Origin of the sequence: Brevibacterium antiquum, assembly GCF_016107655.1 — a bacterium.
Lineage (GTDB): Bacteria > Actinomycetota > Actinomycetes > Actinomycetales > Brevibacteriaceae > Brevibacterium > Brevibacterium antiquum.
This window is the reverse complement of record NZ_JABASX010000004.1, coordinates 115,352-141,035: the sequence shown is the minus strand read 5'-3', so window position 1 is coordinate 141,035 and position 25,684 is coordinate 115,352. Positions and strand designations below refer to the sequence as shown.

The window sequence follows — 25,684 nt, the reverse complement described above, 5'->3', positions numbered from 1 at the left end:
GTCTGATTCAGTCTGTTGCCACAGTGGTGCTGCGACCGTGCTCCAGCCCGGAGGGGATACCTAGCGTAACTGGCTGTGCGGGAGAATCGCAGCACGAATCCGATTCTGCGGCTTCGACGCCAGCCTCGGCTGAGGTCGACTCGCATGACGAACCGATGTCTGCCGAGCACACTCCGGTCTCCGGAAGCACCAGCTCGACATTGTCGGCCGCTTCCTGATCGCCGGCGATCGCGGCGACGATCGAACGGACCTGCTCGTAACCGGTGGCCATGAGGAACGTCGGCGCGCGGCCGTAGGATTTCATACCCGCAATGTAGAAGTCCTTCTCCGGGTGGGCCAGGAGGCGAGCTCCGTGAGGTGCGACGGTTCCGCAGCTGTGGTGTTCCGGATCGATGAGTGGGCCCAGGCCTGTGGGCGCCTCGACGCTCTGGTCGAGCTCGAGTCGGATTTCGCGGAGGAAACTGAGATCCGGTCGGAATCCGGTGCTCGGAACGACCCGGTCAACGTCAAGGGAGACTGATTCGTCTGGAGTGGTACCGGTGACGATGAGTTCGCTTGCAGTGTCTGAAGCTGTGACGTCGTGCCCGATGCTGGTCGCCGAGGTGGCGCTCCGGTCTGTGATGCCTAGCCTCGTGATGGTCACCGAGGTGTGAACCTCGATGCGTCCGGCTTCGACGAGGTTGCGCAATCGGGTGCCCAAAGCTCCGCGGGCTGGGAGCCCGTCCTGGTCGCCACCGCCGTAGACACCGGCAGGATCAGCTCCTCGTATGGCCCAGCTGATACGGGTGGTCGGTTCGGCCTCGTGGAGCTCCCCCAGAGCCAGCAGAGTGTTGGCCGCCGAGTGACCGGCTCCGACGACCAGCGTATGACGGCCGGCGAACTGTGCCCGGTCCCGGCCGAGGACGTCGGGCAGCGGTGAGCTCACGAGCCCGGCCTCGCGGGCCTCGGGTTCACCGATGGCCGGCAGGCCCGCTTGGCCCAGCGGGTTCGGTGTCTCCCAGGTGCCTGAGGCATCGATGACGGCACGAACGACATGATCCACAATTTCTCCGCGCTCGCTCTGAGTCCGAACAAGGAATGGAGTGTCGTCACGGCCCGGAGTTCGCGTGCGGTCCTTGCCGACGCGGCTGATCGCAATGACTCGTGTCTGCGTGCGAATCGCCTTGCTCAGCTGTGGGGTTGCGGCCAAGGGAACGAGGTACTCGGCGACGAGTTCAGCCCCGGTGGGCAGGTAGTCGCCATTGGGCTCCACCCATCCTGTTGGCCCGAGCAGCGCTCGTGCAGCCTGGTCGATGTTGTACTTCCACGGTGAGAAGAGACCGACGTGGCCCCACGCGCTGACAGCGGCCGCAGGTGTCGCACCTGCCTCGAAGACGAGCGGCTCCAAGTCGCGAGCGATGATGTGCGCCGCGGCGGCAAGACCAACCGGCCCGGCACCGATGACGGCAACTGGGAGTTCGCCTGTGGTGATGTCAGTCATCAGTCGTCCTGTCTGGAAGCGCGTCGTCTGCAGAGGCCGTGGCTATGGACAGGCTGGTCAGCAGGGTCTCGACGCGGGCACGGATGTCATCGCGGATGGTGCGCACCGTCTCGATTCCCTGACCGGCGGGGTCATCGAGCTCCCAGTCCTCGTAGCGTTTGCCGGGGAAGATGGGGCAGGCATCGCCGCAGCCCATAGTGATCACCACATCTGAGGTCTTCACCGTGTCGGTGGTGAGGATCTTCGGGTGCTGGTCGGTGATGTCGATGCCGATCTCAGCCATCGCCTCGGCAGCGGTGGGGTTGAGCATTGTCCCCGGTTGGCTGCCGGCGGAGCGGACCTCGACTCGGTCGCCTCCGAGCTCGTGGAGGAACCCTGCGGCCATCTGTGATCGGCCTGCGTTGTGCACGCAGACGAAAAGGACGGCGGGCTTCGTTTCGGTTGAGGTCATGAGTACGGCTCCTGTCGCTTCGCCGACATCTGGCCTGCGGCACTTTCGGGGAAGAAGCGACGTCGTGACCATAGTGCTACGTAGACGAGGGCGACGAGGATGGGGACCTCGATGAGCGGACCGACGACTCCGGCCAGGGCCTGTCCGGAGGCGACTCCGTAGGTGCCGATGGCCACTGCGATGGCGAGTTCGAAGTTGTTGCCCGCGGCGGTGAATGCCAGAGTGGCCGTCTTCTCATAGCCCAGCTTCAGGCCACGGCCCACAACCATGCCGAAGGCGAAGACGACGGTGAAGTAGAGGAGCAGCGGCAGAGCGATGCGCACAACGTCCAAGGGGTTCGAGGTGATCTCGTCACCCTGGAAGGCGAAGAGCAAGACGATGGTGAACAGCAGTCCATAGAGCGCGAAAGGCCCGATCTTCGGCAGGAACCGGTCTTCGTACCAGGTCCGCCCCTTGGCCTTCTCACCGATGAGGCGAGTGAGGAACCCGGCCAACAGCGGAATACCGAGGAAGACGAGCACGCTGAGCGTGATCGCCCAGAACGAGAATTCGCCACTCGTCGTCGGCAATCCCAGGAGGTTCGGCAGCCACTGCAGGTAGAACCAGCCGAGGAGACCGAAGGCGAAGACCTGGAAGACCGAGTTGATGGCAACGAGGACGGCAGCGGCTTCACGGTCCCCGCAGGCAAGATCGTTCCAGATGAAGACCATCGCAATGCAGCGGGCGAGGCCGACGATGATCAATCCCGTCCGATATTCCGGAAGGTCAGGCAGGAAGAGCCACGCGAGAGCGAACATGAAGGCAGGAGCGGCCAACCAGTTGATCAGCAGGGACGTGATCATCAGCTTTCTGTCGCTGAGCACGCGCCCGGTTTCGTTGTAGCGGACCTTGGCCAGCACCGGATACATCATCACCAGCAGTCCCAGAGCAATCGGCAGTGACACATCGGCGACCTTGACCGAATCCAGGGCCGCAGCGAGTCCGGGCACAAGCCGGCCGAGCAGCAGGCCGAGGATCATCGCTGCGACGATCCACACCGGCAGGAAACGATCGAGGGTCGACAGCTTGGTCTGTGCCGGTTCACTGGTGAGGGCTGTCACTGGGGTGCTCATCGGACTCCTGGGACGAATCTGTTCACGGCCGAGATTCCCCAGCCGCAAACATCGAAGGTTATCGATATGAATCTAAGCACTACATATCGATAACTGTCAATGTATGGGCATAATGGAGGAGTGACCACTGAACAGACATTGCCCGCACCCGCCTCGGCGGCCTGCTGCACGACACTGACCGGCGAGCCTCTGGACGAGAATCGGGCACGGGAATTCGCCCGGATCTTCAAAGCCCTGGCCGACCCGACACGGCTGCGCCTGGTTTCCTTGGTCGCCGCCCACGAAGGCAATGAAGCCTGCGCATGTGACCTCATCGATCCGGTCGGGCTGGGCCAACCCACGGTCTCACACCACCTGAAGATCCTCGTCGACGCGGGAGTCCTTCACCGTGAGAAGCGAGGCATCTGGTCGTACTATTCGCTGGCGGCAGAGACTCTGGAGCGCATCGCTGCATTCCTCTCCCCTGCGTAAGATGCAACACGAACCACTCCCCCGGACGAAAGCAGAGAGGTCAATGACCACGACTGTCCTTCAGGCAAGCCTGGACGTCTTCCGTGCCCACGGAATGACGACGATATTCGGCAACCCCGGATCGAACGAATTGCCGTTCCTCGCGGGACTCGGCGATGATTTCCGCTTCGTCCTCGGCCTGCATGAACAGGTCGTCGTCGGCATGGCCGAAGGCTTCTCCCGCGTCACCGGGCGTCCGGTTCTGGTCAACCTGCATGCTGCGTCCGGCTCCGGCAACGGTATGGGCGCGCTGACCAACGCTCATTACGGCCACGTTCCGCTGGTCATCCTCGCCGGCCAGCAGGTCCGCCGGACGGTCGGTCAGGAAGCGATGCTGGCCAGCGCGGATGCCGCCGCACTGCCGACGCCGCTGGTCAAGTACTCCCACGAGCCGTTGTCTGCCACCGACGTCCCCCGGACCCTGTCCCAAGCCGCATTCGAAGCCGTCACCCAGCCGAGCGGTCCCGTCTATGTTTCGGTGCCCTTGGACGATTGGGGCGAACCGGCACTCGACGATGACGACCTGTTGCCGCAGCGATCGGTGTCGACCGGGCGTGGCATCGATCCGGAGCTCGAACAGGAGCTGCTCACCTCCCTCAACGGGGCGAAGCGTCCGGCTCTCGTGGTCGGTCCCCAGGTGGATGCCGCCGCCGTTGCTGACTCGAGCATCATGGAAGCAGCGATGTCGCTGGCGGAGAAGCTCGACGCCTCCGTCTACATCGCCCCGTCGCCCACCCGCTGCCCCTTCCCGACGACCCACCCGAACTTCGAGGGAGTCCTTGTCCCCGGGATCCAGTCCGTGCGGGACCAGCTGGCCGACCATGACCTCGTCCTGGTCCTGGGTGCGGCCGTGTTCAGATATCACCGCTGGGAGCCCTCGAACTATCTGACTCCCGGCACCGAGGTCATCCAGATCACCCAGGACCCGCGCGAGGCCACCCGGGCACCGTTCGGCAAAGCCGTCATCACCGATGTCGCCAGCACCACCGTGACTCTCGCGAAGCAGATCACCGATCGCGGCACCCGTCGCGGCGAGCGCGGTTCACGGATCATGAGCCCAGCGGCCACCTCGGCGGAGGGAATGACCGGCGGAGAGGTACTCGAAGTGCTCAACGAGCACGTCAATGACTCGGTGTCCTACGTCAACGAGACCACCACCTTGGACCTCGACTACCTCGAACGAGTCGCCATCGACAGACCAGGAATGTACAGCTTCCCAGCCTCCGGCGGTCTGGGCTTCGGGCTTCCCGTTGCCGTCGGAATGTCGATCGGAGCACCGGAGAAGACGATCGTTGCGACCGTCGGTGACGGCTCCGCGAACTACGGCATCACCGCGCTGTACACGGCCGCCCAGCTGCAGACGCGAACCGTGTTCGTCATCATCAACAACTCCGGCTACGGCGCCTTGGCCGGCTTTGCACAGCGCATGGGCGTGCCCAAGGCTCCTGGTCTGACCCTGGGCGGAATCGACTTCGTCTCCCTGGCCCAGGGCTACGGGGTCCCGGCCAAACAGACGTCGACCCGTGCCGAGTTCGCCGCCGCCTATCGGGAGGCACTCGAGGCGTCGGGCCCGGTGCTCATCGACGCCTCGATCGTCTCGTAATTGCGCACAGCGCACGGTCGGCTCCAATGGGGCCGCAGTTTGTCCTGAGCACACCGATCTCGATACTCTGAGAAGTGAGCAACAGCAGCTAGAAGCGGTCGGGACGACCCGAACGCAATCAGTCACGATGAGGACGGCCTCGAAGAACAGGAATGCCCGTCATGCCTGCCGCCATTCGCAGCATCCTCACTCCCTCTGCCATCGTTCGCCTGATCCTCGGCTGGGGCGCCTTCGCCACTCTCCTCTTCGCAGGCCCACTGCTGACTCCGCCCGTTGCGGACCCGCTCCTCGTCACCGCCCTGATCGTCATCGTCGGCGTCATCCTCATCTGCGCCTTCGGCGTCGTCCATGAGGCCGAGCACCTGGCCCGCCGCCTCGGCGATCCCTATGGTTCGCTGGTGCTCACGCTCTCGATCGTGCTCATCGAGGTGGTGCTCATCGCCGCCGTCCTCCTCGGCCCCGGAGAGCACGCCACGATCGCCCGTGACTCAGTCATGGCCGTATCGATGATCATTCTCAATGCCGTCATCGGCCTGTGTCTGCTGGTCGCGGGGCTGCGCCACGGCAGCCTCGCCCATAACCGCACGGGCGTCTCGACGTATCTGTCACTCATCATCGTCCTCGCCGCTCTCGCCTTCGCCCTGCCGGCGCTCATCGGCTCGAACGGCAGCTACGAGGAATGGCAGGAGATCCCGATCATCGTGCTCACGATCGGCATCTACGCCTTCTTCCTCTACCGTCAGATGGGCGCCCAGGCCGCGGACTTCCACGAGGTCGATCCGCGACTGACCCAGATCCCCGCCGAGGTGGGTGCGAGCGATTCCGTGCCACCGAAACTGAGCATCGTCGAGATCATCTCCACCCACCGCATCGAGATCATCGTGCGCCTCGTACTGCTCATCGCCACGGTCACTCCGATCGTCCTGCTCTCCCACGATATGGCGTCGCTGCTCGATGACGGCTTGGGCCGCCTCGGCGCTCCTGTGGCTCTGTCCGGAGTCGTCATTGCGCTCATCGTCTTCCTCCCGGAGACGATCACCTCGGTGAGAGCGGCATGGCAAGGCGAGATCCAGCGGGTGAGCAACCTGTGCCACGGGGCGCAGGTGTCCACGGTCGGGCTGACGATTCCGACTGTGCTGCTCATCGGACTGCTCACCGATCAGCCGATCGTGCTTGCCGAGTCCCCGGCGAACCTGCTTCTGCTTGGCGTCACGCTGCTGCTGTCGGTGACCTCGTTTGCGGCGAAGAGGGTCACAGCCATCCACGGTGCGGCCCACCTCGTCGTATTCGCGATCTTCGGGATCACGCTCTTCTCCTGAGCCGGCCCGCCGCTGGCACTGCACTCGACCTCAGCCCGCACGGGATCGATCGGCGTCGCTCATGCGGGTCACGGATTCCCGGGGTGAGGAAATGGGATGACCCGCGGCGCACTCGACAACAGCGTTCACCGGTTCGCCGCAGTCGCGATGCAGCACTTCGAGCCGTGGGCCGCCCGATCCGAGGTCCTGGCCACCACCGTGCTTGTCTCCCCATCGCAGCAGAGAGATCATCACGGGGTAGAGGTCGAGGCCCTTGTCCGTCAGCCGATATTCCTTGCGGGCTCGCTGACCGACTTCGCGATAGGGCTTGACCGTCAGGACTCCCGCGGTGACAAGCTTGCGCAGCCGGTCGGAGAGCACCGGGTCCGAGACGCCGACGTGATCACGGATCTGGTCGAACCGGCGCACTCCATTGAACGCCTCACGGAGGATGAGCACGGTCCACTTCTCCCCGATGATGTCCAGCGTCTTCTGGATCGAACAGTCGGCAGTATCGAAATCCAGCCAGTCCATATGCGCTCCTTCGTTTGACCGCCTGATCCATTGTAGGCTAACTTCAAATTATTCAGCCAGCTCGAAGGGGAACTCATGAATCCGCAGTCAGACGCACTTCCAGACGTCTCACTTGAGACGGCCAGTCGCTTCGTCGCCGCCTCGGGACTCATCATCGACGAGGTCACGAATACGTCAGTCCGCGGCCATGCCGACCTGGGCGCCGACCATCACACGCCCTGGGGCGTCGTCCACGGCGGCGTGTACACAACGCTCGTGGAGAGCGCCGGAAGCATCGGCGCCAGCCATGCCGTGGGCGAGCGCGGCGAGTTCGCTGTCGGCATCCACAACGCCACCGACTTCCTGCGCCCGACGACAGGTGCGCGCGTCGCAGTCGAGGGCACTGCCCTGCACCAGGGCCGGACCCAGCAGCTGTGGGAGGTCATCATCACCGACACCTCCTCGGACAAGGTCCTTGCCCGCGGCCAGCTGCGCCTGCAGAACGTCCCCATGCCGAAGGACGTCAACTGAGATGAGCACCGAACCAAGTACGCGCGAAACCACGGTGACGTGGAGCGATCCCTCGGCCGGGCTGGCACTTCTGCCGACGCTGGACGGCATCGACTATCTGCGCAAGATGGCTGCCGGTGAAGTCCCCGGGGCACCCATCGGCTCCCATATGGGCATGGAGATCGCCGAGGTGGGCGAGGGCACGGTCACCTTCCGGTGCCATCCGAATGAGTCCCATTACAACCCGATCGGCATGGTCCACGGAGGATTGGTCTGCACACTGCTCGACTCAGTGCTCGGGTGCGCAGCGCACACCACCCTGCCGAAGGGCACCGGTTATACCTCCATTGAGATCAAGGTCAACTACCTGCGCCCGGTCACGGCCGACAGCGGGCCGCTTGTCGCCACAGGTCGAGTCGTCAAGCCCGGTCGCCGAGTGATCTTCTCAGAAGGCGAAGTCGCCGATAGCAAAGGCAAGACTGTCGCCACAGCATCGGGCAGCCTGCTCGTCTTCCCGCTGGAAGCCAAGTAGCGCGCGGCTCTGCAGCGGTGGTCGACTCAGCGGCCGGTGCCCGCCGCGCGACAGCCTCGGCGGCCAATCGCGGTCTATTCCTCCGGTGCTGCGGACTCTGTTTCATCGGTCGAGCCATCCGCGCGGCCGTCGGTCGAGTCTGCGTCGCCGTCATTCGGGTTCGTGTCACCATCGGTCGGACTCGTTGAGGATTCTGTTGAGTTCGTCCCCGAGGACTCGTCCGAAGACTCCTCCGGGGTCTCCTCGGTGGCTGATTCGGCACTGACACTCTCACCCTCGCCCGGTTCCGGCCAGGCTACTTCTTTGTTGAAGGCGGGCTGATCCGCACACGTGTCGAGCACGGCCTCCATCGCGTCCTTCTCAGCAGAGGCCACCCACAGTCCGTACTTGTGCTTGATCGCGATCTGCCGGGATACGTATTCGCATCGGAAGTCCTCGTTCGGCGGCAGCCATGCGGCTGCGTCGCCGCCGTCCTTCTGTCGAATGACATTCGCGCTCACGGTCAGCAGGTTGAGCGGGTCGTTTCCGAACTCCCGCAGTTCGTCGACGGACATGCCCGAGGCCCCGGTCTGCCAGGCGTTGGAGCCGGAGACGACGTAATCGACATCGACATTGGCGGATCCACGCTCGAAGGCGTACGACTCACCAAGGTATCTGTCTTCGAGATCACCGGCGATGGCAACACAGCCGTTGGTCTCCGCCTCGATCTTAAGATCCTTGAGGTCGCGCCTGAGCGCATCGTTGCGTGTATCGCAGCCGTTGTCATCGACGTCCGAGGTCCAGTCGAAGAGTTCCGGGTCGTAACCGGCCCTGTGGTCTTTGACCTTGACCTCAAGCTCGTCGAGCATCGACCGTGCCGGGCTCAACCCAGCGGTGCCTGCGCTGTCCTGTGGAGAATCGCTGCCGTCTTCACCATCGGCTGCAGGCTTCGACTCGTTCTGCGCGGCGACATCAGGACCTGAATTCGCGGGCACTTCCCGGTCATTGTGCGGTCGAGTTTCCTGGCCGGGTGCCGCCGAGGCTGAAGGTCGTGAGGGCACCGGGTCGGAATCCGCTGTGCCGCCTCCGCCGGTCGACCAGGCAACTTCGCTTCCGTTGACCTGACTTGAGCCGCCGCCGCACCCGGAGAGCACGGCGAGAACAGTTATGGCAAGAAGGGACACTGCCCGAATTCGAGTGCTGCGAGTCGCGACTGCGGAATTCATCGAATTGGACACGCTTGAAATGTTAGGGCAGGTTGTCACTATAGGGAACGTCCCTGAGCATTCGGTAACCGATTCGTTATCTGTTGAAATCGAAACTGTCATAAAACTCTCATGTTCGGTGCCTTCGACGACTATTCGCAGCCGATTCCATCACCATCACGGTCAAGGTGAGACGCATACCCCGGGTCACCTCGGCGAACAGGTGCGGCACCGGCGTCACGAACCGCGGTGCAGTTCTTGTAGAAGATCGAACCCGACGATCCCGAGCCGGAAGACGTCGACTTCTCACCCGAATCGCTCTTCGAACCGGAGCTCGACTTCGAACCGGAACTCGACTTCGAACCGGAACTCGACTTCGAACCGGACGATGCCGGTCTCTTCGTCGTCGGAGTGTCTTCTGCGGTCTTCGCATTGTCACCCGCGCCGGGTTCTGGCCATGCGACGTTCTTCGTGAACGCGGGCTGAGCATCACACGTGCTGAGGACTCGCTCCATCGCGGCCTTCTCGGCTTTGACGACCCACAGCTCGTACTTGTGCTTGATCGCGATCTGGCGGGAGACGTATTCGCAGCGGTAGCTCTTGGCCGGTGGCAGCCAGGTCGCGGCGTCCCCGTCGCCCTTCTGCCGGTTGAGGCTCGAGTCCACGGCCAGCAGGTTGAGCGGGTCGTTGCCGAATTCCTTGAGTGTGCCCTCGTCGAACTTCGCGGCACCGGTCTGCCACGCGTTGGAGCGGGCAACGATGTGGTCGATGTCGATGTTGTTCGGGTCCCGGTCGAAGGCGTACGTCTCGCCCTTGTACTTGTCGTTCAGATCGCCGGCGATGACGACGCAGCCCTTCGTGCCAGCCTTGAGGGTGATGTCGTTCAGGTCCCGGCGCAGCACGTCATTGCGGGTGTCGCAGCCATTGTGGTCGGCATCCGATCGCCACTTGAACAGGTCCCCGTCGTAACCGGTCTTCGGAGCCCGGCCCTTGACCTCCAGCTCCTGAAGCATCGCGAGAGCTGTACCGGCAGTCGTTCCGCCGGCGCGACCCTGCTCTGTCTCCGCTGGCGTGTCCCGGCCGTCGCTGTCCTGGTCGTCCTCGTTCGGTGCTGTGGTCTCGGGCTCGGCTTCCGGCTCGGTGGCCTCTTCGGTCGCGGGGCCGGCTTCCGAGGTCCAGGATGCATCATCGGCGCCGGTCTCGACATCGCCGCCATCGGCACAACCGGAGAGGAGGGCGAGGCTGAGGATTGTGATGAAGGCGAAGACCATTCCGGCGCGCAGACGTGTCGAGGCATGGTTGAGGAAGGCGGAGAAGGGCATGGGTGTCCAGTCGTGCAAAGGGGTGGGAACGTGGTCGTGGACCGTGACCGGCACTGCTGCCGGCCCCCGATCCACTACAGACATGATATGACTGAACAGTGGCCTCTGCACGATCTGCGGGCACATAGAGACGCATTCGTTATCGACGTCGTGCAGGTCACTTCCCCAGCCCCTTCAGTCGCTGAGGTGGATGGCCAGGTCCGTGCGTCCGGGGTTCACGCCGTCGACCAGGGCCCGGGTCCTGCGGTCATAATCTCCGCCCAGCATCGTCCGATACGGGCGGATCCGCTCGCGGGGAAGGCCCGCCAACCGGTCCGTCAGTCGCTGTCGTTCCTCTTCGCGCCCGGCCTCGCCGATACCTTCCACGTCGTAGACCACGTGGAGGTCAAGCGCTTCGATCCCCACGTACCACAGGGCACCATGCGTCAAAGGGAAGAGCAGGGATTCCAGGTCGCCGCTGATGCCCCGCGGGCTCAGCGTGCGCTGGTCGTCCCCCGCGGTGACAATGATCAGAGCCCTCCTCCCTATCAGCCGACCGTCGCCATACCGGCGCGGCAGCCCTGTGTCCTCGTCGAGGTCCCCCTGTGCGAATCCGGTCTGCAGCACCCGGTCAAGCCACCCCTTCAGCATCGCGGGAGGCCCGTACCACCAGAGGGGAAACTGCAGCACCAGCAGCTCAGAGGCCGCCAGGGCCTCCTGTTCTCGCCTGACCTCGGGTTCAACTTCGCCACGTGCATACGCCTCACCTGCCAGGTCCGAGACGTTGCCGGGGACAGTGGACAGGCTTCCCAGATCACGCTCACTCAGTGCCGGGTCGAATCCGTCGGCGTAGAGGTCGGACACAGTCACGTCATAATGTTCGGACAGTGCAGAGCAACCTGCCCGGAACAGGTGCTGATTGAAGGAGTCTGCCCGTGGGTGCGTGTAGACCCAGTGGGCGCGGCCTGGCGTAGGTTCATGAAATGAGTTCATATGCCAATCTCACCGCACTTGAGTGAGACGCAGAATCGCCCACAGTCTCATAAAGATCATTCAGCGTCTAAACTGGAGGTGTGGACACGCTCTCCGATGTACTCACACACATCCGCTCCTCCGGCGCACTGGTGGGCCGGACTCTCGCGAACCCGCCCTGGTGCGCCACCTTTGCAGAGGATGCTTCTCTGTCCCTGGTCACGATGCTGCGCGGGGAAGCGTGGATCGTCGACGGCGAAGAATCCCATCAGCTCTTCGCCCATGACATCGCCATCGTCGTCGGACCAGCACCCTTCGATGTGACCAGCGACCCCGCAGCGAACCCCATCCCCATGTACGTTCAGACTCAGACCGGAGTCTGCTTCGCTGATGGCGGCGCGCAGTCCGAGAACATTGCTCTGGGCACTCGAACGTGTGGGGTGCAGTTGGATGCAGATGACGCCATGCTGACCGGTTCATTCACCGTCACGGGGCGCATCGCCGATCGCCTGCTGAACACTCTGCCACGGGTCCTCGTCGTGCCGCGGGCCGTGCAGCGCACAGCGGCGCTGCAGCTAATGGAGGCAGAGATCCTGCGTGAGGAACCCGGACAGCAGGCCATCCTCGACCGGTTGCTCGATCTGGTGCTCGCAGGTGCCCTGCGTGACTGGTTCGCCCTGCCTGAGGCGAGGGCGCCGGGCTGGTATCGGGCAAGTTCAGATCCGATCGTGGGCACCGCATTGACAGCCATGCACGAGGCCCCACACCGAGGTTGGACCGTCGAGACGCTGGCGCGTCAGGCACTCGTCTCGCGTGCCACCTTGGCGCGCCGCTTCACGGATCTGCTGGGCGAGCCTCCGATGTCGTATCTGAACGGGTGGCGACTGTGCCTGGCCGCCGACCTCCTCGAGCGCACCGATGCCACAGTTGAGTCCGTGGCCCACGAGGTCGGCTATTCCAGCGGCTACTCTCTGAGCACCGCCTTCCACCGCGAATACGGCGTCCGGCCCAGTCAGCACCGTCAGGCGACAGGAAAACAGGCAAAGAGCTGAGGCAGGACACCGGCTCGTGCCATGCTGGAGGAGAACGCATTTGTCGGTGACGAAGGAAGAAGGGAGGCGATCTTGCGACACGATGCAGAACGACCGCAGACCACTGGCCTGATCACTGACGCCCCGGTTCCCGAGCACTGGATCCAGGTGTTGGCGACGATGCGTGCGAACCCCTTCACCCGCCTCGGTCTTGCCGAGGTCCAGGCCGAGGCGCCCCACATTCTCATCGTCTCCCCCACTGCCGAGGTGGCCCGCACCTGCTTCGCCGAGCTTCTGGGCAGCGCTGGTTCAGACACCGACACCCGTGCCACGGACGATTTCATCACGGCCATGAGCGCGAAGGAGGTTGTGCCCGCCGACGCCCCCGCGGGGACGTGGATATTCCTTCCCCACCGACAGGACGGGTGGACGGAGCTCGAGACCGCCTCGGCGAGGGTGCGGGCGGCGCTGGTCAAAGAGAACACGGCCCGGGAACAGAGAGAGAAGCTCACCCTCATCGAGTACGGCATCAACCTGTGGCTGTGGGCCGAACCGCCCTACGGCGGCGGCGATCCCGTCTGCCACGCCGGCGAGCTCATCAGCTGGGAAAGCGCATGGACGCTGAGTGGGGCGAGCGACACAGGATCTGCTGGCGCGGGATCCGGTGGCACCGGACCCAATAGCACGGGAACTGCTGGCACCGGACTCTCCGCCCGTGCGCCGGAAGTCTCCTTGCGGCCGCCCATCTATTTCGGCCTGCCCGCCGTGCTGCGTGAGCGCCGCCGGGACGGATAGGACGAGGTCCGATCACGACACAGCGACCACGACTCCGGCTGTGATCAGCAGGATGACGTAGCCCCAGGCGTGGATGATCTCCGGGATCTTGGGCACTCGACGACGCAGCAGAACTATCAGCGGAATCGCACCGATGAGGAGAGCAAGTGCCGAGCGCAGATCCACAGAGCCGACCATTCCCGGGACCTCGGTGGAGGCATGAGTGGTGATTGTGACAAGCACAGCGGGGAGCATGATGACCAAGGTCAGCGGGTTGGCCAGCGTCGTGGCCACAGTCATGGTGGCCCCTGATCGGCGCATCATCGGCACGGTCATCACACTGCCGCCGACGCCGAGGAAAGACGCCAAGCCTCCGATCGGGAACCCGAACAGGGCGGCGATGCCTCGACCACCCTCACCGAGATTCTCATCGTCTCCGACTCCAGCGGTTCCACCATTCCGGCCATCGCCGCCCTTCCCACCTTTCGTGCGAGCCTTCGCACCACCTCGGCGGAAGAAGCCGGGGCGGGCCAGGAGGTCGATCGCAGTCACGGCGATGTAGATGACGAAGCCCCACTTCACGAGCGTTTCGGGTGCGAATTTCGCGCAGAAAGCGCCGAACGCCCCACCTGCCGCCAGGAGGATAAACAGCCACCACTCCCCCTTGAGGTGAGTCAAGGTTTCGCGTTTGGTTGAGATCGTGGAGATGACGGCGTTGACGAGCATCACCAGCGCCGAGGTGGCTGCGGCCACCCGTGCCGTGTCACTGCCGAGGTCGGCGTGGACGAGGGTGATGATGGGGACGGTGACGAAGCCGCCGCCGAATCCGAACAGCACAGTGGTCAGTCCGACCAGAGCGCCGACGAACACCAATCCCAGAAAGTCCACTCGCCCATCTCACCCCACGGGCACCTCGGCGGGCAACCCTGGCAGCTTCGTCGCTCAGTCCTTGTAGCCAGTCAGTCGTTCTTCCGTGCGAACGCGAGCGCGAACTCTTTCCGGCTGTCGGCCAGCGCCTCTCGTTCGAAGCTGTTCTTCCACGTGCGGTGCAGACGCTTCTGCTGCGCGATGACCGCACGATCGGCCTTCATCGTCTCGTGGAGGTACTCCAGCGCCCGAGCTGCAACCGCACGGTCCTCGACGACCGTGTTGAGGAAGCCGCATCTGTCCATGTTCTTGATCGCTTCGCACACCTGCCCCAGCTGGGTGATCGTGTCAAATGCCCGGCTCGGATTCGAGTGGTTGAACTGTGCGGTGTCCATTCCTGCGGAGAAGCCTTTGTCACCCGCCGCAGTGAGCAGGATACCGCGCAGATCGTGATTGTCCGATGCCGCTTCGAAGGCGTAGATGAGAGCGTCGAGCATGCCCGGGCGCAGCGCATTCGCGCTGGTGGTGTTGTCGATCGTGATTGTGAGGATCCCATTCTCGCTGCGGGTGGGTCGGATCATCAAGGGCTCACTTTCGGTGGATGCGGAACGGCTTGGTGCGGGTGCGAGTCGGCCCCAATATCGTCCCACGCCGAGGTGACGCGAAGGACATCACGATCGCCATGGAGCGGCCCCGCCCGGGGTGAGATCATCTTGTATCCAAGATGGATCCAAGATACGTTGTGTGAGTATATTCCACAGAACACGGAAGGCGTCGATGAAGACCCGCACTTCGGCACAGGCCAAACTGATCACCGCGCAGCTGCTCTCCGGAGCCGGAATCGCCTCCGGCTACGCGGTCGGCGGTCTGCTGGCCGAGGAAATCACCGGCAAGACATCCATGGCGGGCATCGCGCAGATGAGCGTCATCCTCGGTGCCGGCCTCATCGCCTACCCCCTGGCCGTGTTGGCGGGCAAAGCCGGTCGGCGAACCGCACTGACGCTGGGATTCGGCATCGGCGCCCTGGGTGCGACGGTCGTCCTCCTCGGCGTCGCGTTTTCGTTCCTGCCCCTGTTCATGGTGGGCATGATGATGTGCGGCTCCGCGACCGCATCTGGCCTGCAGGCTCGCTATGCGGCCGTCGACCTCGTCGATCCGAAATCCGCTGGGCGGGCCATGTCATTGGTGGTGTGGGCGACGACCATCGGCTCTGTCCTCGGGCCCAGCTTCACCGAACCCGGCGCTCACCTCGGCGCGGCACTGGGCATGAACGAACTGGCCGGTCCCTACCTGATCTCGATGACTGCCTTCGGGCTGGCAACCCTGGTCGCATCGACGCTGACCAAGAAGATCAAACCGGGAGCCACCGAGGCGAGCGCTGAGTCCGATGAGCCCGCCGTTGAGACTGCGACGATGAAGCTTGGTCCGGCTCTGCGCTTCGCCGCTGCCCGCCCGGTGCCGCTGTTTGCCATGGTCACGATCATCGCCGGTCAGATGATGATGACCAACGTCATGGTCATGACGCCCGTGCACATGGACCACCAGGAGTTCTCTCTCGGCGCGATCGGCATCGTCGTCAGCGTGCACATCGCCGGCATGTACGCCCTCTCCCCCGTATTCGGGTGGATGGCTGATCGCTTCGGACCAGGAACGGTGATTGCCGGCGGCGTCGTCATCTTCGCCACCGCCATCACCCTCGGCGTCGTCGACGCCGCCGCCGAGGTCTCGTCCATGATTCTGCTCAGCACGGCGCTGATCTTCCTCGGCATCGGCTGGTCGATGTTCCTCATCGGCGGGTCCGCGCTGCTGACAGCCTCGGTGCCGCGTCATGCGAAGGTCCCCCTGCAGGGTGCATCGGATGCGGCGATGAACCTCGGCGGCGCTCTCATGGCAGGTCTGGCCGGCACCGTGCTGCAGGCCGGAGGCTTCCTGTGGATCAACATGATGGCCACCATCGTGCTCCTCATCGCCCTGGCATTCTCAATCCGGGCCGTTCCTCTGATGCGTTGGCCCGGGCGGACGCAGAGATCCGGCTCGGTGGAGGACGTCGAGGAAGCTTCGCATATAAGTTGAGAGGGCAGATTGACACTGACGCAGGAGGGAATCCGATCCGGCAGATGAGAGGATTGCGGTCATGACCAGCAGCGGCAAGACCCCGAGTGCGGCCGAGCGCGCCTACCAGCTCATCCGCGCTCAAATCCTCAACGGCACTCACCAGCCTGGGACCATGCTGGGCGAGACCGGCCTGGCATCCGACCTCAAGGTCAGCCGCACACCGGTGCGGGTTGCTCTTGCTCGCCTCCAGGACGAGGGGTGGATCGTCATCTATCCCAAGCGCGGGGCCATCGTCCAAGGAGTCGATGAGCGCACCGTCGCCGAACTCGCCGACGCCAGGTTCGTACTGGAGACGACGGCCGTCGACCGGGCCCCGGATGCCTTGCGGCAGAAGCTCGCCGAGACTCTCGAACGCTCGATCACAGCACAGCAGACGGCCTTCGATGAAGGCGACGTCGCCGCTTTCATCGACCTGACGCTTGAGTTCCATCGTGGTTTCGTCGAGGCCGGGGACAACGCCGTGATGCTGGAACTGTACTCACGGCTCTCCGACCGACATCGCTTCATCCTCTTCGCCTCCGGCGACAAACTCCTCGACCGTTGCGAGGAGATCATCGCCGAGCACGTCTCCCTGGTCGAACACCTGCGTACGGGCGACTCGACCGGGTTCGCGAACATCCTGCGCGGACACCTCGCGGAGAACGCACCGCCCACGGCCACCTCGGCGAGGATGTCAGCGGCATTCGAATCGACGATGCTCCGGCGGCACTGACAAGCTTGCCTCCCAGCAGTAGGCTGGGTCCATGGAACACAGATATCTTGGAAACAGCGGCCTGAAGATCTCGGAAATCACCTACGGAAACTGGCTCACCCACGGCTCCCAAGTGGAGAACGACACGGCAACGAAGTGCGTTCATGCAGCCCTGGACAACGGCATCTCCACCTTCGACACCGCGGATGTGTATGCCAACACCGTGGCCGAGCAGGTCCTCGGTGATGCGCTCAAGGGTCAGCGTCGCGAGTCCCTGGAGATCTTCACCAAGGTGTACTTTCCCACAGGCCCCAAGGGCCATAACGACACCGGGCTCTCCCGCAAACACATCATGGAGTCCATCAACGGTTCCCTCTCCCGCCTGGGCACCGACTACGTCGACCTCTACCAGGCGCACCGGTATGACTATGAGACACCGCTGGAAGAGACCATGCAGGCCTTCGCGGATGTCGTGCGCGCCGGCAAGGCCCTCTACATCGGCGTGAGCGAGTGGAACGCTGATCAGCTGCGTGCCGCGCACTATCTGGCCCGTGACCTGGGTATCCAGCTCGTGTCGAACCAGCCGCAGTACAACATGCTCTGGCGCGTCATCGAGTCCGAGGTGGTCCCAGCCTCGAAGGAACTCGGGATCTCGCAGGTCGTGTGGTCACCGATCGCCCAGGGTGTGCTCACCGGCAAATACAAGCCGGGCCAGCCTGCCCCTGCCGGGTCACGTGCCACCGATGAGAAGGGCGGCAAGGACATGATCACCGACCGCTATCTCGATGATGAGACGCTCAATGCTGTGGCCAAGCTGGAGCCGATCGCGGCCGACCTGGACCTGACTATGGCGCAGCTCGCCATCGCCTGGGTGCTCGCCAATGACAATGTCGCGACCGCGCTTGTCGGCGCATCACGTCCCGAGCAGGTGGAGTCGAACGTTGCAGCAGCCGGTGTGAAGCTCGACGCCGAGGTGCTCTCCCGCATCGATGACGCCCTCGGTGATCTGCCCGAAACGGATCCGTCGAAGACCAAGTCCCCGCCAACTCGGATCGTGTGATCAGGTCACTCTGCTGCGGCTGACTCCGTGAGGCTCGGGCCCTTCACCCTTCCGACACTGACAACCCGCCCTGTGGTTTCGATTGGTGCTTCGTTGCCATCTGCGCGGCCAGCTCACCTGCGAGTTTCCGGGCCTGGGCCGGAGCCAGGATCTCAATGTGGTCAGCGAACTGCAGGAGCTGCCTGACCCCACCGATCTCCGAGTAGCCGACTTCGATTCTCACTCGATCGGGATCATCGCTCGTCTCAGCGCCGAGGAGTCGGCTGCCCAGGATTCGCTTCGCGAGATCCATCGAACCCGCATCGAGCAGGGCCACGATGATCACGTCGTCGCGGCCTTCGAGCGTGCGCACCAAACTGTCGGCCGCCTCGGCGAGGTTGGCATCCGAACGGATCCTCCGCTGCTCATTGAGACTCTGCCATCGCACCAGCCGGGTGGTGGCGAACATCCGCGGCGCTCCGTCGACATCGGCGATGAGATACCAGCGCCCACCGCGGGAGAACAGCCCATGAGGGTCGACCACGTACTCTCGTACGGCCTGTTCACCGCTCGACCGATAGTCGATGAGCAGCCGTCTGCCGGCCCGCAGCTCGGCGACCAGGTCCGCGAAATCGTGTGTATCATCCGAGGCGAACCAGCCGGAGGCATCGATGGCGACGACCTCGCTCAGCGGCAGCGCAGGTGCACTGTGCCTTGGCAGCGGCAGCCGTCTCCGAGAGGACAGCTTCTGAGCTGCGCTGCGGGTGGCGGCTTCGAGGCCCAGTTGGCGAGCGCGCTTCAGGTCGACGCCGACCAGGCTGAGAACATCGCTTTCGGTGCCTGTCAGCCGGTTGACGTCGAGGTCGGCACCGGGGATAAGGCTGATGCCGCCGTAGCGTCCTCGTTCGGCGATCACCGGCACATCCGCGTCGATGAGTGCATCGATGTCGCGCAGAATCGTCCGTGTGGACACCTCGAACTGCTCGCTCAGCTGTGCCGCAGTCATGTGTCGATGAGCCTGCAGCGCGACAAGAACCCCGATGAGGCGCTGAGGACGGTTCACAGTAGGGCTTTCTTCACGACGAGACAGGAATGTGAAAGTCATCATTCCAAAGACGACATGGATTGTCATCTATTGGTGACAGGGTGAAGAAGTCAAGAAAGCATGCCGCACCGAGGGAGAACGACCATGGCCACTCCGAACCTGTTCCTCATCTATGTCACCGACACCGAACGCGCGACGAAGTTCTACAGCGATCTCTTCGATATGGAACCCGTCATGATCACGCCGCGCTACGTGCCGTTCAGTGTGGCGCCTGGAGTGCTCTTCGCCCTCTGGAGCGGTGGCGCAGAAGCCCTCGCTGAACACCCTCCGCGCACCTCCGAGGTGGGACTGATGATCCCCGGCGCAGCCTCGGCTGTGGACAGCCTCTTTGCCGAATGGGCGAAGAAGGGTGTGGCCGTCGTCAACGAGCCCTACGACGCGGTGTTCGGACGCACCTTCGTCATCACCGACCCCGACGGCAACCTCATCCGCGTCTCCCCTATCGACTGAGGCCAGTCGGCCGTGTTGGCTGAGGCCAGGCGGTCGCCTCCGAGACATCTCCATGACACCTGTGCCTTGACCTCTGCCGATACCCTGTCCCTAGAGTCCGATCCGACGGGGAGTAGACTCGCACGGCCCGGTTGAGCACCGACGCGGTGCGGATGGTCGGATCTGTACCGCTGCCGACTGCGCCGGCGAAGGCAGACGTTGAAGGGAAAGAGGGAATTTCAGTGACAAAAGAGGACGACGGACAGTACACAGCAGCCGATGGCAAGCCGATCAATCGGAATGTGGTCCTGGCAGTCCTCGTCTCCGGTGCCTTCGTCATCATCCTCAACCAGACGCTGCTCAACACCGCGCTGCCCGCGTTCATGCAGTCCTTCGACATCACGGCCAGCGCCGCGCAGTGGGTGACGACGAGCTTCATGCTGGTCAACGGCATCATGATTCCGATCACGGCTTTCCTGATCCAGAAATTCACCACCCGCGGGTTGTTCCTCACCGCAATGCTGCTCTTCATCGTCGGCACACTCGTCTGTGCGCTGGCGCCCACCTATCCCGTCCTGCTCCTTGGACGTGTGATTCAGGCCTCGAGCGGCGGCATCATCATGCCGCTGATGCAGACGATTCTGTTCGCGATCTTCCCGGTGGAGAAGCGCGGCACAGCGATGGGCACGTTCGGACTCGTCATCGCCTTCGCCCCGGCCATCGGCCCGAGCCTCTCCGGTTGGATCGTTGATCACCTGCCGTGGGAAGTTCTCTTCTACATGATGCTGCCGATCGCGATCATCGACATCATCGTCGCCTACTTCATCCTCAAGAACGTCACCGAACGCACCTATCCCAAACTGGATGTCCTCTCGATCATCCTCTCGACGTTCGGCTTCGGCGGGCTGCTGTTCGGCTTCGGCACCGCCGGTGACGCAGGCTGGCTGAGCTTGGAAGTACTCATCCCGCTGGCCATAGGTGTGATCTCCTTGGCCATCTTCATTCCACGCCAACTCAAGCTGGACCAGCCGATGCTCGAGTTCCGAGTGCTCCGCTACCGCATGTTCACCCTCAACACCGCACTGGGCATGTGCGTCTTCATCGTCATGATCGGCGGCATGATGATCCTGCCGCTCTACATGCAGAACATGAACGACTTCTCCGCCATGGAATCGGGCCTTGTGCTTCTGCCGGGTGCGGCAGTGATGGGGCTGATGTCGCCGGTCACAGGCAGAATCTTCGACGCCATCGGCGCCAAGTGGCTGGCTGTTGCCGGGTTCACCCTGCTCACCGTCACCACATTCCTGTTCGCCGACCTCGAGGCCGACACCTCGTTCACCTTCCTCGCCGTGGTCAACACGATCCGTATGTTCGGTGTGGCCATGGTGATGATGCCGGTGACGACAGCGGCACTCAATCAGCTGCCCCAGAGTCTCATCCCACACGGGACCGCACTCAACAACACCTTCCGACAGATCGCTGCCTCGGTGGGCACCGCCGTCCTGGTCACCATCATGGTCTCCACAACACGCGACCCCGAAGTCTACGGAGTCGAAGGTCTGGTCCACGGTGCCGACGTCGCCTTCTTCGTCGCCGCGGTCATCGGCATATTCGGCGTCATCGGGTCCTTCTTCATCAAGAACTCGCACGGCCAGAACACGCCCGGCTGACTACTTGTAGAAGCCTTCGCGCAGGTCGATGCCGTATTCGACCCAGGCCTTCAAAGCGGCGAGCATGCCGGTCCAGCCCATGCAGTTGCCGAAGGCACCCTCTGCGCCCCCGACTGTCGTCTTCCACGACTTCTCGGTCACCGTAACTAGAGTCCGTGCCCCGTCATCGACGGGCGAGAACTCGAAGGTCGTCGTCGTGGACTTCGCTGTGGCATGCTCCGTGCCTTCCCACGCGATGACGATCTTCTCATCCTGAACGGACTCGAGAACCTCAACCGGGAACCGACCGGGGAAATCCGCGAAATCCCAGGTCACCTCGGCGCCGGACTCCAAACGTCCGCGCGCACCGCCTGTGGTGAAGTACTTCGAGAGCTGCGCCGGATCGGCCACGGCTTCGAAGGTCTCATGCGGGGTCTTCGAGATGTAGCCCATGACGGTGAAAGACAGTTCTTCCAGCTGTGCATCGTTGGTGCTCTGCTCATCATTCATGTGATATTTTTATCACATGTCGTCAGCTAATGGAATGGCTTCACCCGTCGACGAAGATGAACGCGACGATGCCGTGTTCAAGGCGCTGGCCAATTCCACCCGACGCCGGATCCTCGACATGCTGCGCGACGAACCCCGGACAACCGGAGAGGTCTGTGCCGCCTTCTCCGACCTCGATCGCACGACGGTCCTCCAACACATTCGTGTCCTGGAGCGAGCGGAGCTGATCGGCGGGCGGCGTCTCGGCAGGACTCGTCAGCTGGCGCTGGCCCCGTTGCCGATCAAGCGCATCCACGATCGCTGGATCGGCGAATACACGCGGGCCGCTGTGGGACTGCTGGCCGACCTGGAGAACCAGTCCACGGACTCAGCGTGACCGGCGCAGAGCCTAGTGTGAGCGGCGCAGAGTTTGCAGTATCCAGGACCCGACACCGGCGAAGAGCAGCAGCAGGGCGCAGACGAGGAACGTCGCAGAGTCGCCGAGGTAGGTGAAGCCGAGTCCGCCGAGGACTCCGGCGATGGCCAATCCGATGTCGAAATTCATGTTCCAGGCAACGCTGGCCTTCGCCGGAGTGCTGACGTTGGAGAAGGCCATCACCAGGCTCGCCGACTGCAGTGTGCCCAGCCCCAGGCCGATGACCATCATCGCGAGGAAGAGTATTCCGCCGAATGCGACGACGGTGACGACGAGCCCGATGATGGCGAGGGCTAGGCCGAGAAGGTTGAGTGCGAACGGGGAGAAACGGTCGGCGATAGCTCCGGCGGCGAACCGTCCGACCACGGCCGACACCTGCATTGCGCCGATGTACAGAGCAGCTCCAGCGACGTCCTCGCCCGGGCCGAATCCGATGATCAGACCGAAGACGACCATGCCGATGAGGAACGGGGAGAGCATGATGACCAGATACAGGATTTCGCCGAGGCTTCGACCTGCCCTGCGCTGAGACCTGCGCCCTCTCGTGCCGCTGCGAACCGTCGCCCCGGAATCGTTCGTCGAAGCCTTCGCGGGTGTGCGTTCTCGGCCTGGCAGGAATTTCACGACGGTCGGCACCGCGAGGAGCAGCGAAAAGCACACAATCAATCTGAAGGTCCAGACGGGGACCGTGCCGACCAGCCACAACCCGAGCGGCGCGCCGACGGCAGAGGCCAAAGAGGTGATTCCTCCGAAGATCCCCAGCGCCTTGCCGATACGACCCGGGGAGGTCGTGGACGGCACGGCGGCATTGGCCAGGACGACGAAGAGCCCGAACCCCACTCCCCCACACAGTCCGGCCAGCACGAGCCCGAGCAGCGGAGCGGGCACGAGAAGACCGAGGATCTGTCCCAGCAGCTGCAGGCCGAGGGCGAAGAACAGTGCGCCTTTGAGGCCGAGCACCCTGCCCACCCACGGTGCGAAGGGCTGTGCAGCGATGACGCCGATCATCATCGTCGTCAGGACCGAACCGCCGGTGACTGTCGAGAGTCCGTTGACGGCCGCGATCGAGACCATCGTCGAATAGCTGAAGAAGAACGCCGAAAATCCGAACATCGCGGTCCACACGAGGCCCAGCAGTGCTGGGGTGAACGTCGAAGCATCAGACCTGTCGGAGCTCATGATTTGACCATACGGCACCGACCATCTCAGTCCGAAGTCCGGGACCTTTCGATCTCAGCGTCAAGCTCTGCGCCGAAGATCAGGGCTAAATTCACCATCCACAGCCACGCAAATCCGACGATCACACCGCCGATGGCACCGTAGGTGGCGTTGTAGTTGTCGAAGTTGTTGATATAGAGGACGAACCCCAGAGAGACGAGGATCAGCGTGATCAGCGCGACGAAGGCTCCGATGCTCGACCAGCGGAACTTCGACTTCTTCACATTCGGAGTCGCATAGTAGAGGAGGGCGATCAGGAGCATGACGAAGAAGATCAACACCGGCCACCTGGCGATGCTCCAGATCATCACGGCCACCGGTCCCAAGCCGACAAGACGCCCGATTGACTCGGCAATCGGCCCAGAGACCACAAGCAGCAGGCCAAGTCCGGCCATCAGCAGCAGAAGCACCAGGGTGATGCACAGCATCATCAGCTTGAGCTTCCAGAGCGGCCGGGTCTCTTCAACCGCATAGGCTCTGTTCGCCGCGCGACCGAAGGCACCGACGTATTTCGATGATGACCAGATCGCGACGGCGACACTGGCAATAAGGGTGAGACCGGCAGCCGGTGACGATGCCAGTTCGGTGACGAGCGGGCGGATCGCCTCGGCTGCCTCGGTCGACAGGTCCGAGGCCAGGCCCAGAACCGCCTCGGTGGTGGACTTCGCCTCCCCGACGACGCCGAGCATCGACACGAGCGCCAGGGTGGCCGGGGCCATCGACAGCAATGCGTAAAACGCCAAGCCCGCCGCCAGATCAAGTCCCTGATCGCTGATCACGTGCCGGATCGTGTTGGTGACGATTCTCTTCTTGCCGCGTTCCAGCGACTGCGTCCGGTCTCTCATCTAATCTCCCAGTCGGTCTCTCAGCGCTCGATCATGGCCGGAGGAGGCAATCGCAGCTGACGAGGGCTCGCGCGCCGGCGTCTCATAACGAGTCGCGAGTGACTCGACATGAGTGGGGATCTTTTCTGCCATGACATTCTCCTGACCGCGGGGACGGCCTACTGGGGACTCTGCAATACGTTGACATCGTAGTCGTTCACAGCGTTCACTCAGCTCCGCCATGCCGCCCCAGGTTTCTCCATTCCAGGTTTCAGCGCCTTGGACAAGGAAGTCTGCGGACCGCGCGCTCAGGCGACAGTGCGGCGACAGTTCAGTGACGGTTCAATGACGGTACGGCGTGACTGCGGCGTTGTCAGATGTTCATCTTCACGTCAAGGCCCCTCTGTACAATCGCGGAATGAACTCCTCTTCCGAAACCCATTCCAGCGGCGTCATTGACACGGCATTCGTCCTGCGGTTCGAACCTCAGTACGTGGTCACGGATGCCGAGGCCGAGATCTTCGGTTCGATTGGGCCCAAGGTCGTCAAGCGCGAGTCGTACAAGCGCAAGCATTTCCTCAAGGTCGCCGAGTGGAAGGCCATTGCTGCTCAGGCGACACTTGAGGGCCTCGACTCCGATGACATCGAGTATGTGACCGCCGTGGCTCTCGACGAGGACACACCCAACCATCTGCGGCTGCCATTCCTCAAGGTTCTGCCCGGTGTCGGCGGACCGCTCGCGAGCACTCTGCTCACCGTGTATGACCCGAAGAAATTCACCATCATGGACTCGCGCGCCACGGGTGTCCTCCACGAATACGGTCTGCTTGAATCGCCCAACCCGAATCAGACTGACTACCAGACCTATCGGAAACTGGTGAAGTCACTGGCCAAGGGCGCCAACTGCGCACCGCTCGATGTGTACCGGGCGCTCATCGCCAACTCGCGACAGCCCAACGACTGAGTCGAAGCAACGACTGAGCCCAAGCGCAGACTGGCACAAGGTGCGCTGCAATGCGCTTGCCCATCTGATCATGTGAATATCCGACGTCGGCGTGACAGAGGTCAGCACGCTGATGTCAGTCACGCTGGCGTCAGGGCCCCGACAATCGGAGGCACCATCCTCAGCGGGCCTGACCCCAATCGGCCATGTGCCACATGCGCGATACCGCGCGGAAGATCAGGTACGCCACCAACAGCGGCCAGACAGGGACGAAGAACCCCATCCGCGCCGCATCTCTGCGATCGCGCCATGATCGTCCATAATCGGCTTTGGACAACAGCAGGATGATGATGAACACGGCCACTCCCGCATAGGCGATCATGGCGATGGCGACGGTTTGGATCATGAGTTCTCCCGTACGCTGCGCCGCGCCAGGTTCCCGCTTGCCCTCACCAGTCGTTCTCTTCCATCAGTGCACGCAACTCCATAGCCATCTCCCAAGACGCTCTTCTGACAACCGGTTCGCCCGGTGCTCGAGGACGGCCGGGCTGCACACCGACATCCTCAGCGAAGGTGGTCCGTCTCCACCCTCGGTCAGTCCCTGCTGA

General features: G+C 63.3%; 28 protein-coding genes. 14 read left to right on the top strand and 14 right to left on the bottom strand.

Annotated elements, in window-relative coordinates; translation table 11 throughout:
* Positions 1 to 7 precede the first annotated feature (7 nt).
* Genes JFC13_RS08255 through arsB form a run of 3 tightly spaced genes read right to left on the bottom strand, consistent with a single transcriptional unit; the run spans position 8 to position 3,043 of the window.
* Positions 8 to 1,480, bottom strand: coding sequence for an NAD(P)-binding protein (locus JFC13_RS08255; RefSeq protein WP_198396619.1), 1,473 nt, complete (start codon positions 1,478 to 1,480; stop codon positions 8 to 10).
* Entirely contained in the window at positions 1,473 to 1,931 is a 459-nt protein-coding gene (locus JFC13_RS08250) for an arsenate reductase ArsC (protein ID WP_198396618.1), read from the bottom strand. Before JFC13_RS08250 ends, JFC13_RS08255 begins: the two co-directional genes overlap by 8 nt.
* Positions 1,928 to 3,043, bottom strand: a complete 1,116-nt coding sequence (arsB, locus tag JFC13_RS08245) for an ACR3 family arsenite efflux transporter (protein WP_198396617.1) — start codon at positions 3,041 to 3,043, stop codon at positions 1,928 to 1,930. The genes JFC13_RS08250 and arsB overlap by 4 nt, the downstream gene beginning before the upstream one ends.
* Positions 3,044 to 3,163: 120 nt before the next feature.
* Here arsB and JFC13_RS08240 point away from each other — a divergent pair, with 120 nt between their 5' ends.
* The 3 genes from JFC13_RS08240 (at position 3,164) to JFC13_RS08230 (ending at position 6,475) form a co-directional block, all read left to right on the top strand.
* Positions 3,164 to 3,514 carry an ArsR/SmtB family transcription factor gene (locus JFC13_RS08240; RefSeq protein ID WP_332839360.1) on the top strand — a complete coding sequence of 117 codons (351 nt, stop codon included), beginning with the start codon at positions 3,164 to 3,166 and terminating at the stop codon, positions 3,512 to 3,514.
* 43 nt (positions 3,515 to 3,557) lie between these two features.
* Positions 3,558 to 5,156 carry a benzoylformate decarboxylase gene (gene mdlC, locus JFC13_RS08235; protein ID WP_232488376.1) on the top strand — a complete coding sequence of 533 codons (1,599 nt, stop codon included), beginning with the start codon at positions 3,558 to 3,560 and terminating at the stop codon, positions 5,154 to 5,156.
* Between the two features lie 161 nt (positions 5,157 to 5,317).
* Entirely contained in the window at positions 5,318 to 6,475 is a 1,158-nt protein-coding gene (locus JFC13_RS08230) for a calcium:proton antiporter (RefSeq protein ID WP_198396614.1), read from the top strand.
* A 30-nt stretch (positions 6,476 to 6,505) separates the two neighbouring features.
* Here JFC13_RS08230 and JFC13_RS08225 read toward each other — a convergent pair whose 3' ends face one another.
* A complete protein-coding gene (locus tag JFC13_RS08225) occupies positions 6,506 to 6,988 on the bottom strand; it encodes a winged helix-turn-helix transcriptional regulator (protein WP_198396613.1) in 483 nt (160 codons plus the stop codon).
* Positions 6,989 to 7,063: 75 nt separating this feature from the next.
* On the opposite strand from JFC13_RS08225, the gene JFC13_RS08220 reads away from it, so the two are divergent.
* The gene (locus JFC13_RS08220) at positions 7,064 to 7,498 is read left to right on the top strand and encodes a PaaI family thioesterase (RefSeq protein ID WP_198396612.1); all 435 of its coding nucleotides are present in this window, start codon (positions 7,064 to 7,066) and stop codon (positions 7,496 to 7,498) included.
* Between the two features lies 1 nt (position 7,499).
* Complete coding sequence (locus JFC13_RS08215; protein ID WP_198396611.1) at positions 7,500 to 8,009, top strand: PaaI family thioesterase; 510 nt, start codon at positions 7,500 to 7,502, stop codon at positions 8,007 to 8,009.
* A 74-nt stretch (positions 8,010 to 8,083) separates the two neighbouring features.
* On the opposite strand, the gene JFC13_RS08210 is transcribed toward JFC13_RS08215, so the two are convergent.
* The 3 genes from JFC13_RS08210 to JFC13_RS08200 all read right to left on the bottom strand — a co-directional run bounded on the left by JFC13_RS08210 (position 8,084) and on the right by JFC13_RS08200 (position 11,487).
* Positions 8,084 to 9,172, bottom strand: coding sequence for an HNH endonuclease family protein (locus tag JFC13_RS08210; protein ID WP_198396610.1), 1,089 nt, complete (start codon positions 9,170 to 9,172; stop codon positions 8,084 to 8,086).
* 173 nt (positions 9,173 to 9,345) lie between these two features.
* Complete coding sequence (locus JFC13_RS08205; protein ID WP_198396609.1) at positions 9,346 to 10,599, bottom strand: GmrSD restriction endonuclease domain-containing protein; 1,254 nt, start codon at positions 10,597 to 10,599, stop codon at positions 9,346 to 9,348.
* A 90-nt stretch (positions 10,600 to 10,689) separates the two neighbouring features.
* Entirely contained in the window at positions 10,690 to 11,487 is a 798-nt protein-coding gene (locus JFC13_RS08200; RefSeq protein ID WP_198396608.1) for an NAD(P)H-dependent oxidoreductase, read from the bottom strand.
* 80 nt (positions 11,488 to 11,567) lie between these two features.
* Between JFC13_RS08200 and JFC13_RS19850 the strand changes: the two genes are divergently transcribed.
* Both JFC13_RS19850 and JFC13_RS08190 read left to right on the top strand, forming a co-directional pair.
* Positions 11,568 to 12,518, top strand: a complete 951-nt coding sequence (locus JFC13_RS19850) for an AraC family transcriptional regulator (protein WP_198396607.1) — start codon at positions 11,568 to 11,570, stop codon at positions 12,516 to 12,518.
* Positions 12,519 to 12,590: 72 nt separating this feature from the next.
* Positions 12,591 to 13,292: a hypothetical protein gene (locus tag JFC13_RS08190; RefSeq protein ID WP_232488375.1), complete on the top strand. Its 702-nt coding sequence runs from the start codon at positions 12,591 to 12,593 to the stop codon at positions 13,290 to 13,292.
* 12 nt (positions 13,293 to 13,304) lie between these two features.
* Here JFC13_RS08190 and JFC13_RS08185 read toward each other — a convergent pair whose 3' ends face one another.
* Together JFC13_RS08185 and JFC13_RS08180 are read right to left on the bottom strand one after the other, a co-directional pair.
* On the bottom strand, positions 13,305 to 14,159 hold the full coding sequence (locus tag JFC13_RS08185) for a sulfite exporter TauE/SafE family protein (protein ID WP_198396605.1): 855 nt from the start codon (positions 14,157 to 14,159) through the stop codon (positions 13,305 to 13,307).
* Positions 14,160 to 14,230: 71 nt separating this feature from the next.
* Complete coding sequence (locus tag JFC13_RS08180; RefSeq protein WP_198396604.1) at positions 14,231 to 14,719, bottom strand: enoyl-CoA hydratase/isomerase family protein; 489 nt, start codon at positions 14,717 to 14,719, stop codon at positions 14,231 to 14,233.
* Between the two features lie 196 nt (positions 14,720 to 14,915).
* On the opposite strand from JFC13_RS08180, the gene JFC13_RS08175 reads away from it, so the two are divergent.
* The 3 genes from JFC13_RS08175 (at position 14,916) to JFC13_RS08165 (ending at position 18,004) form a co-directional block, all read left to right on the top strand.
* On the top strand, positions 14,916 to 16,211 hold the full coding sequence (locus JFC13_RS08175) for an MFS transporter (protein ID WP_198396603.1): 1,296 nt from the start codon (positions 14,916 to 14,918) through the stop codon (positions 16,209 to 16,211).
* A gap of 61 nt (positions 16,212 to 16,272) precedes the next feature.
* Positions 16,273 to 16,965 carry a GntR family transcriptional regulator gene (locus JFC13_RS08170; RefSeq protein WP_198396602.1) on the top strand — a complete coding sequence of 231 codons (693 nt, stop codon included), beginning with the start codon at positions 16,273 to 16,275 and terminating at the stop codon, positions 16,963 to 16,965.
* Between the two features lie 31 nt (positions 16,966 to 16,996).
* Positions 16,997 to 18,004 carry an aldo/keto reductase family protein gene (locus JFC13_RS08165; RefSeq protein ID WP_198396601.1) on the top strand — a complete coding sequence of 336 codons (1,008 nt, stop codon included), beginning with the start codon at positions 16,997 to 16,999 and terminating at the stop codon, positions 18,002 to 18,004.
* A gap of 43 nt (positions 18,005 to 18,047) precedes the next feature.
* On the opposite strand, the gene JFC13_RS08160 is transcribed toward JFC13_RS08165, so the two are convergent.
* Positions 18,048 to 19,088, bottom strand: a complete 1,041-nt coding sequence (locus JFC13_RS08160; protein WP_269770019.1) for a helix-turn-helix transcriptional regulator — start codon at positions 19,086 to 19,088, stop codon at positions 18,048 to 18,050.
* 84 nt (positions 19,089 to 19,172) lie between these two features.
* Here JFC13_RS08160 and JFC13_RS08155 point away from each other — a divergent pair, with 84 nt between their 5' ends.
* A complete protein-coding gene (locus JFC13_RS08155) occupies positions 19,173 to 19,538 on the top strand; it encodes a VOC family protein (RefSeq protein WP_198396599.1) in 366 nt (121 codons plus the stop codon).
* 221 nt (positions 19,539 to 19,759) lie between these two features.
* Complete coding sequence (locus JFC13_RS08150) at positions 19,760 to 21,187, top strand: MDR family MFS transporter (RefSeq protein WP_198396598.1); 1,428 nt, start codon at positions 19,760 to 19,762, stop codon at positions 21,185 to 21,187.
* Here the strand turns inward: JFC13_RS08150 and JFC13_RS08145 are convergent, their stop codons facing one another.
* Complete coding sequence (locus JFC13_RS08145; RefSeq protein ID WP_198396597.1) at positions 21,188 to 21,676, bottom strand: SRPBCC domain-containing protein; 489 nt, start codon at positions 21,674 to 21,676, stop codon at positions 21,188 to 21,190.
* A 34-nt stretch (positions 21,677 to 21,710) separates the two neighbouring features.
* On the opposite strand from JFC13_RS08145, the gene JFC13_RS08140 reads away from it, so the two are divergent.
* Positions 21,711 to 22,052, top strand: a complete 342-nt coding sequence (locus JFC13_RS08140; protein ID WP_198396596.1) for an ArsR/SmtB family transcription factor — start codon at positions 21,711 to 21,713, stop codon at positions 22,050 to 22,052.
* Positions 22,053 to 22,064: 12 nt separating this feature from the next.
* Here the strand turns inward: JFC13_RS08140 and JFC13_RS08135 are convergent, their stop codons facing one another.
* Complete coding sequence (locus tag JFC13_RS08135; RefSeq protein WP_198396595.1) at positions 22,065 to 23,270, bottom strand: MFS transporter; 1,206 nt, start codon at positions 23,268 to 23,270, stop codon at positions 22,065 to 22,067.
* 26 nt (positions 23,271 to 23,296) lie between these two features.
* Positions 23,297 to 24,154, bottom strand: a complete 858-nt coding sequence (locus JFC13_RS08130; protein ID WP_232488373.1) for a YihY/virulence factor BrkB family protein — start codon at positions 24,152 to 24,154, stop codon at positions 23,297 to 23,299.
* Positions 24,155 to 24,551: 397 nt separating this feature from the next.
* Here JFC13_RS08130 and JFC13_RS08125 point away from each other — a divergent pair, with 397 nt between their 5' ends.
* Complete coding sequence (locus tag JFC13_RS08125; protein WP_232488372.1) at positions 24,552 to 25,097, top strand: hypothetical protein; 546 nt, start codon at positions 24,552 to 24,554, stop codon at positions 25,095 to 25,097.
* A gap of 160 nt (positions 25,098 to 25,257) precedes the next feature.
* Here JFC13_RS08125 and JFC13_RS08120 read toward each other — a convergent pair whose 3' ends face one another.
* Positions 25,258 to 25,482, bottom strand: a complete 225-nt coding sequence (locus tag JFC13_RS08120; RefSeq protein WP_198396593.1) for a hypothetical protein — start codon at positions 25,480 to 25,482, stop codon at positions 25,258 to 25,260.
* Positions 25,483 to 25,684 lie beyond the last annotated feature (202 nt).

Bases quoted from the DNA above. Each gene is read 5' to 3' on its own strand.
- JFC13_RS08255 (WP_198396619.1), bottom strand. From the start codon at position 1,480: ATGACTGACATCACCACAGGCGAACTCCCAGTTGCCGTCATCGGTGCC.
- JFC13_RS08250 (WP_198396618.1), bottom strand. From the start codon at position 1,931: ATGACCTCAACCGAAACGAAGCCCGCCGTCCTTTTCGTCTGCGTGCAC.
- arsB (WP_198396617.1), bottom strand. From the start codon at position 3,043: ATGAGCACCCCAGTGACAGCCCTCACCAGTGAACCGGCACAGACCAAG.
- mdlC (WP_232488376.1), top strand. From the start codon at position 3,558: ATGACCACGACTGTCCTTCAGGCAAGCCTGGACGTCTTCCGTGCCCAC.
- JFC13_RS08230 (WP_198396614.1), top strand. From the start codon at position 5,318: ATGCCTGCCGCCATTCGCAGCATCCTCACTCCCTCTGCCATCGTTCGC.
- JFC13_RS08225 (WP_198396613.1), bottom strand. From the start codon at position 6,988: ATGGACTGGCTGGATTTCGATACTGCCGACTGTTCGATCCAGAAGACG.
- JFC13_RS08220 (WP_198396612.1), top strand. From the start codon at position 7,064: ATGAATCCGCAGTCAGACGCACTTCCAGACGTCTCACTTGAGACGGCC.
- JFC13_RS08215 (WP_198396611.1), top strand. From the start codon at position 7,500: ATGAGCACCGAACCAAGTACGCGCGAAACCACGGTGACGTGGAGCGAT.
- JFC13_RS08205 (WP_198396609.1), bottom strand. From the start codon at position 10,599: ATGTCTGTAGTGGATCGGGGGCCGGCAGCAGTGCCGGTCACGGTCCAC.
- JFC13_RS08200 (WP_198396608.1), bottom strand. From the start codon at position 11,487: ATGAACTCATTTCATGAACCTACGCCAGGCCGCGCCCACTGGGTCTAC.
- JFC13_RS08180 (WP_198396604.1), bottom strand. From the start codon at position 14,719: ATGATCCGACCCACCCGCAGCGAGAATGGGATCCTCACAATCACGATC.
- JFC13_RS08175 (WP_198396603.1), top strand. From the start codon at position 14,916: ATGAAGACCCGCACTTCGGCACAGGCCAAACTGATCACCGCGCAGCTG.
- JFC13_RS08170 (WP_198396602.1), top strand. From the start codon at position 16,273: ATGACCAGCAGCGGCAAGACCCCGAGTGCGGCCGAGCGCGCCTACCAG.
- JFC13_RS08165 (WP_198396601.1), top strand. From the start codon at position 16,997: ATGGAACACAGATATCTTGGAAACAGCGGCCTGAAGATCTCGGAAATC.
- JFC13_RS08160 (WP_269770019.1), bottom strand. From the start codon at position 19,088: ATGACTTTCACATTCCTGTCTCGTCGTGAAGAAAGCCCTACTGTGAAC.
- JFC13_RS08155 (WP_198396599.1), top strand. From the start codon at position 19,173: ATGGCCACTCCGAACCTGTTCCTCATCTATGTCACCGACACCGAACGC.
- JFC13_RS08145 (WP_198396597.1), bottom strand. From the start codon at position 21,676: ATGAATGATGAGCAGAGCACCAACGATGCACAGCTGGAAGAACTGTCT.
- JFC13_RS08140 (WP_198396596.1), top strand. From the start codon at position 21,711: ATGGCTTCACCCGTCGACGAAGATGAACGCGACGATGCCGTGTTCAAG.
- JFC13_RS08135 (WP_198396595.1), bottom strand. From the start codon at position 23,270: ATGAGCTCCGACAGGTCTGATGCTTCGACGTTCACCCCAGCACTGCTG.
- JFC13_RS08130 (WP_232488373.1), bottom strand. From the start codon at position 24,154: ATGAGAGACCGGACGCAGTCGCTGGAACGCGGCAAGAAGAGAATCGTC.
- JFC13_RS08125 (WP_232488372.1), top strand. From the start codon at position 24,552: ATGAACTCCTCTTCCGAAACCCATTCCAGCGGCGTCATTGACACGGCA.
- JFC13_RS08120 (WP_198396593.1), bottom strand. From the start codon at position 25,482: ATGATCCAAACCGTCGCCATCGCCATGATCGCCTATGCGGGAGTGGCC.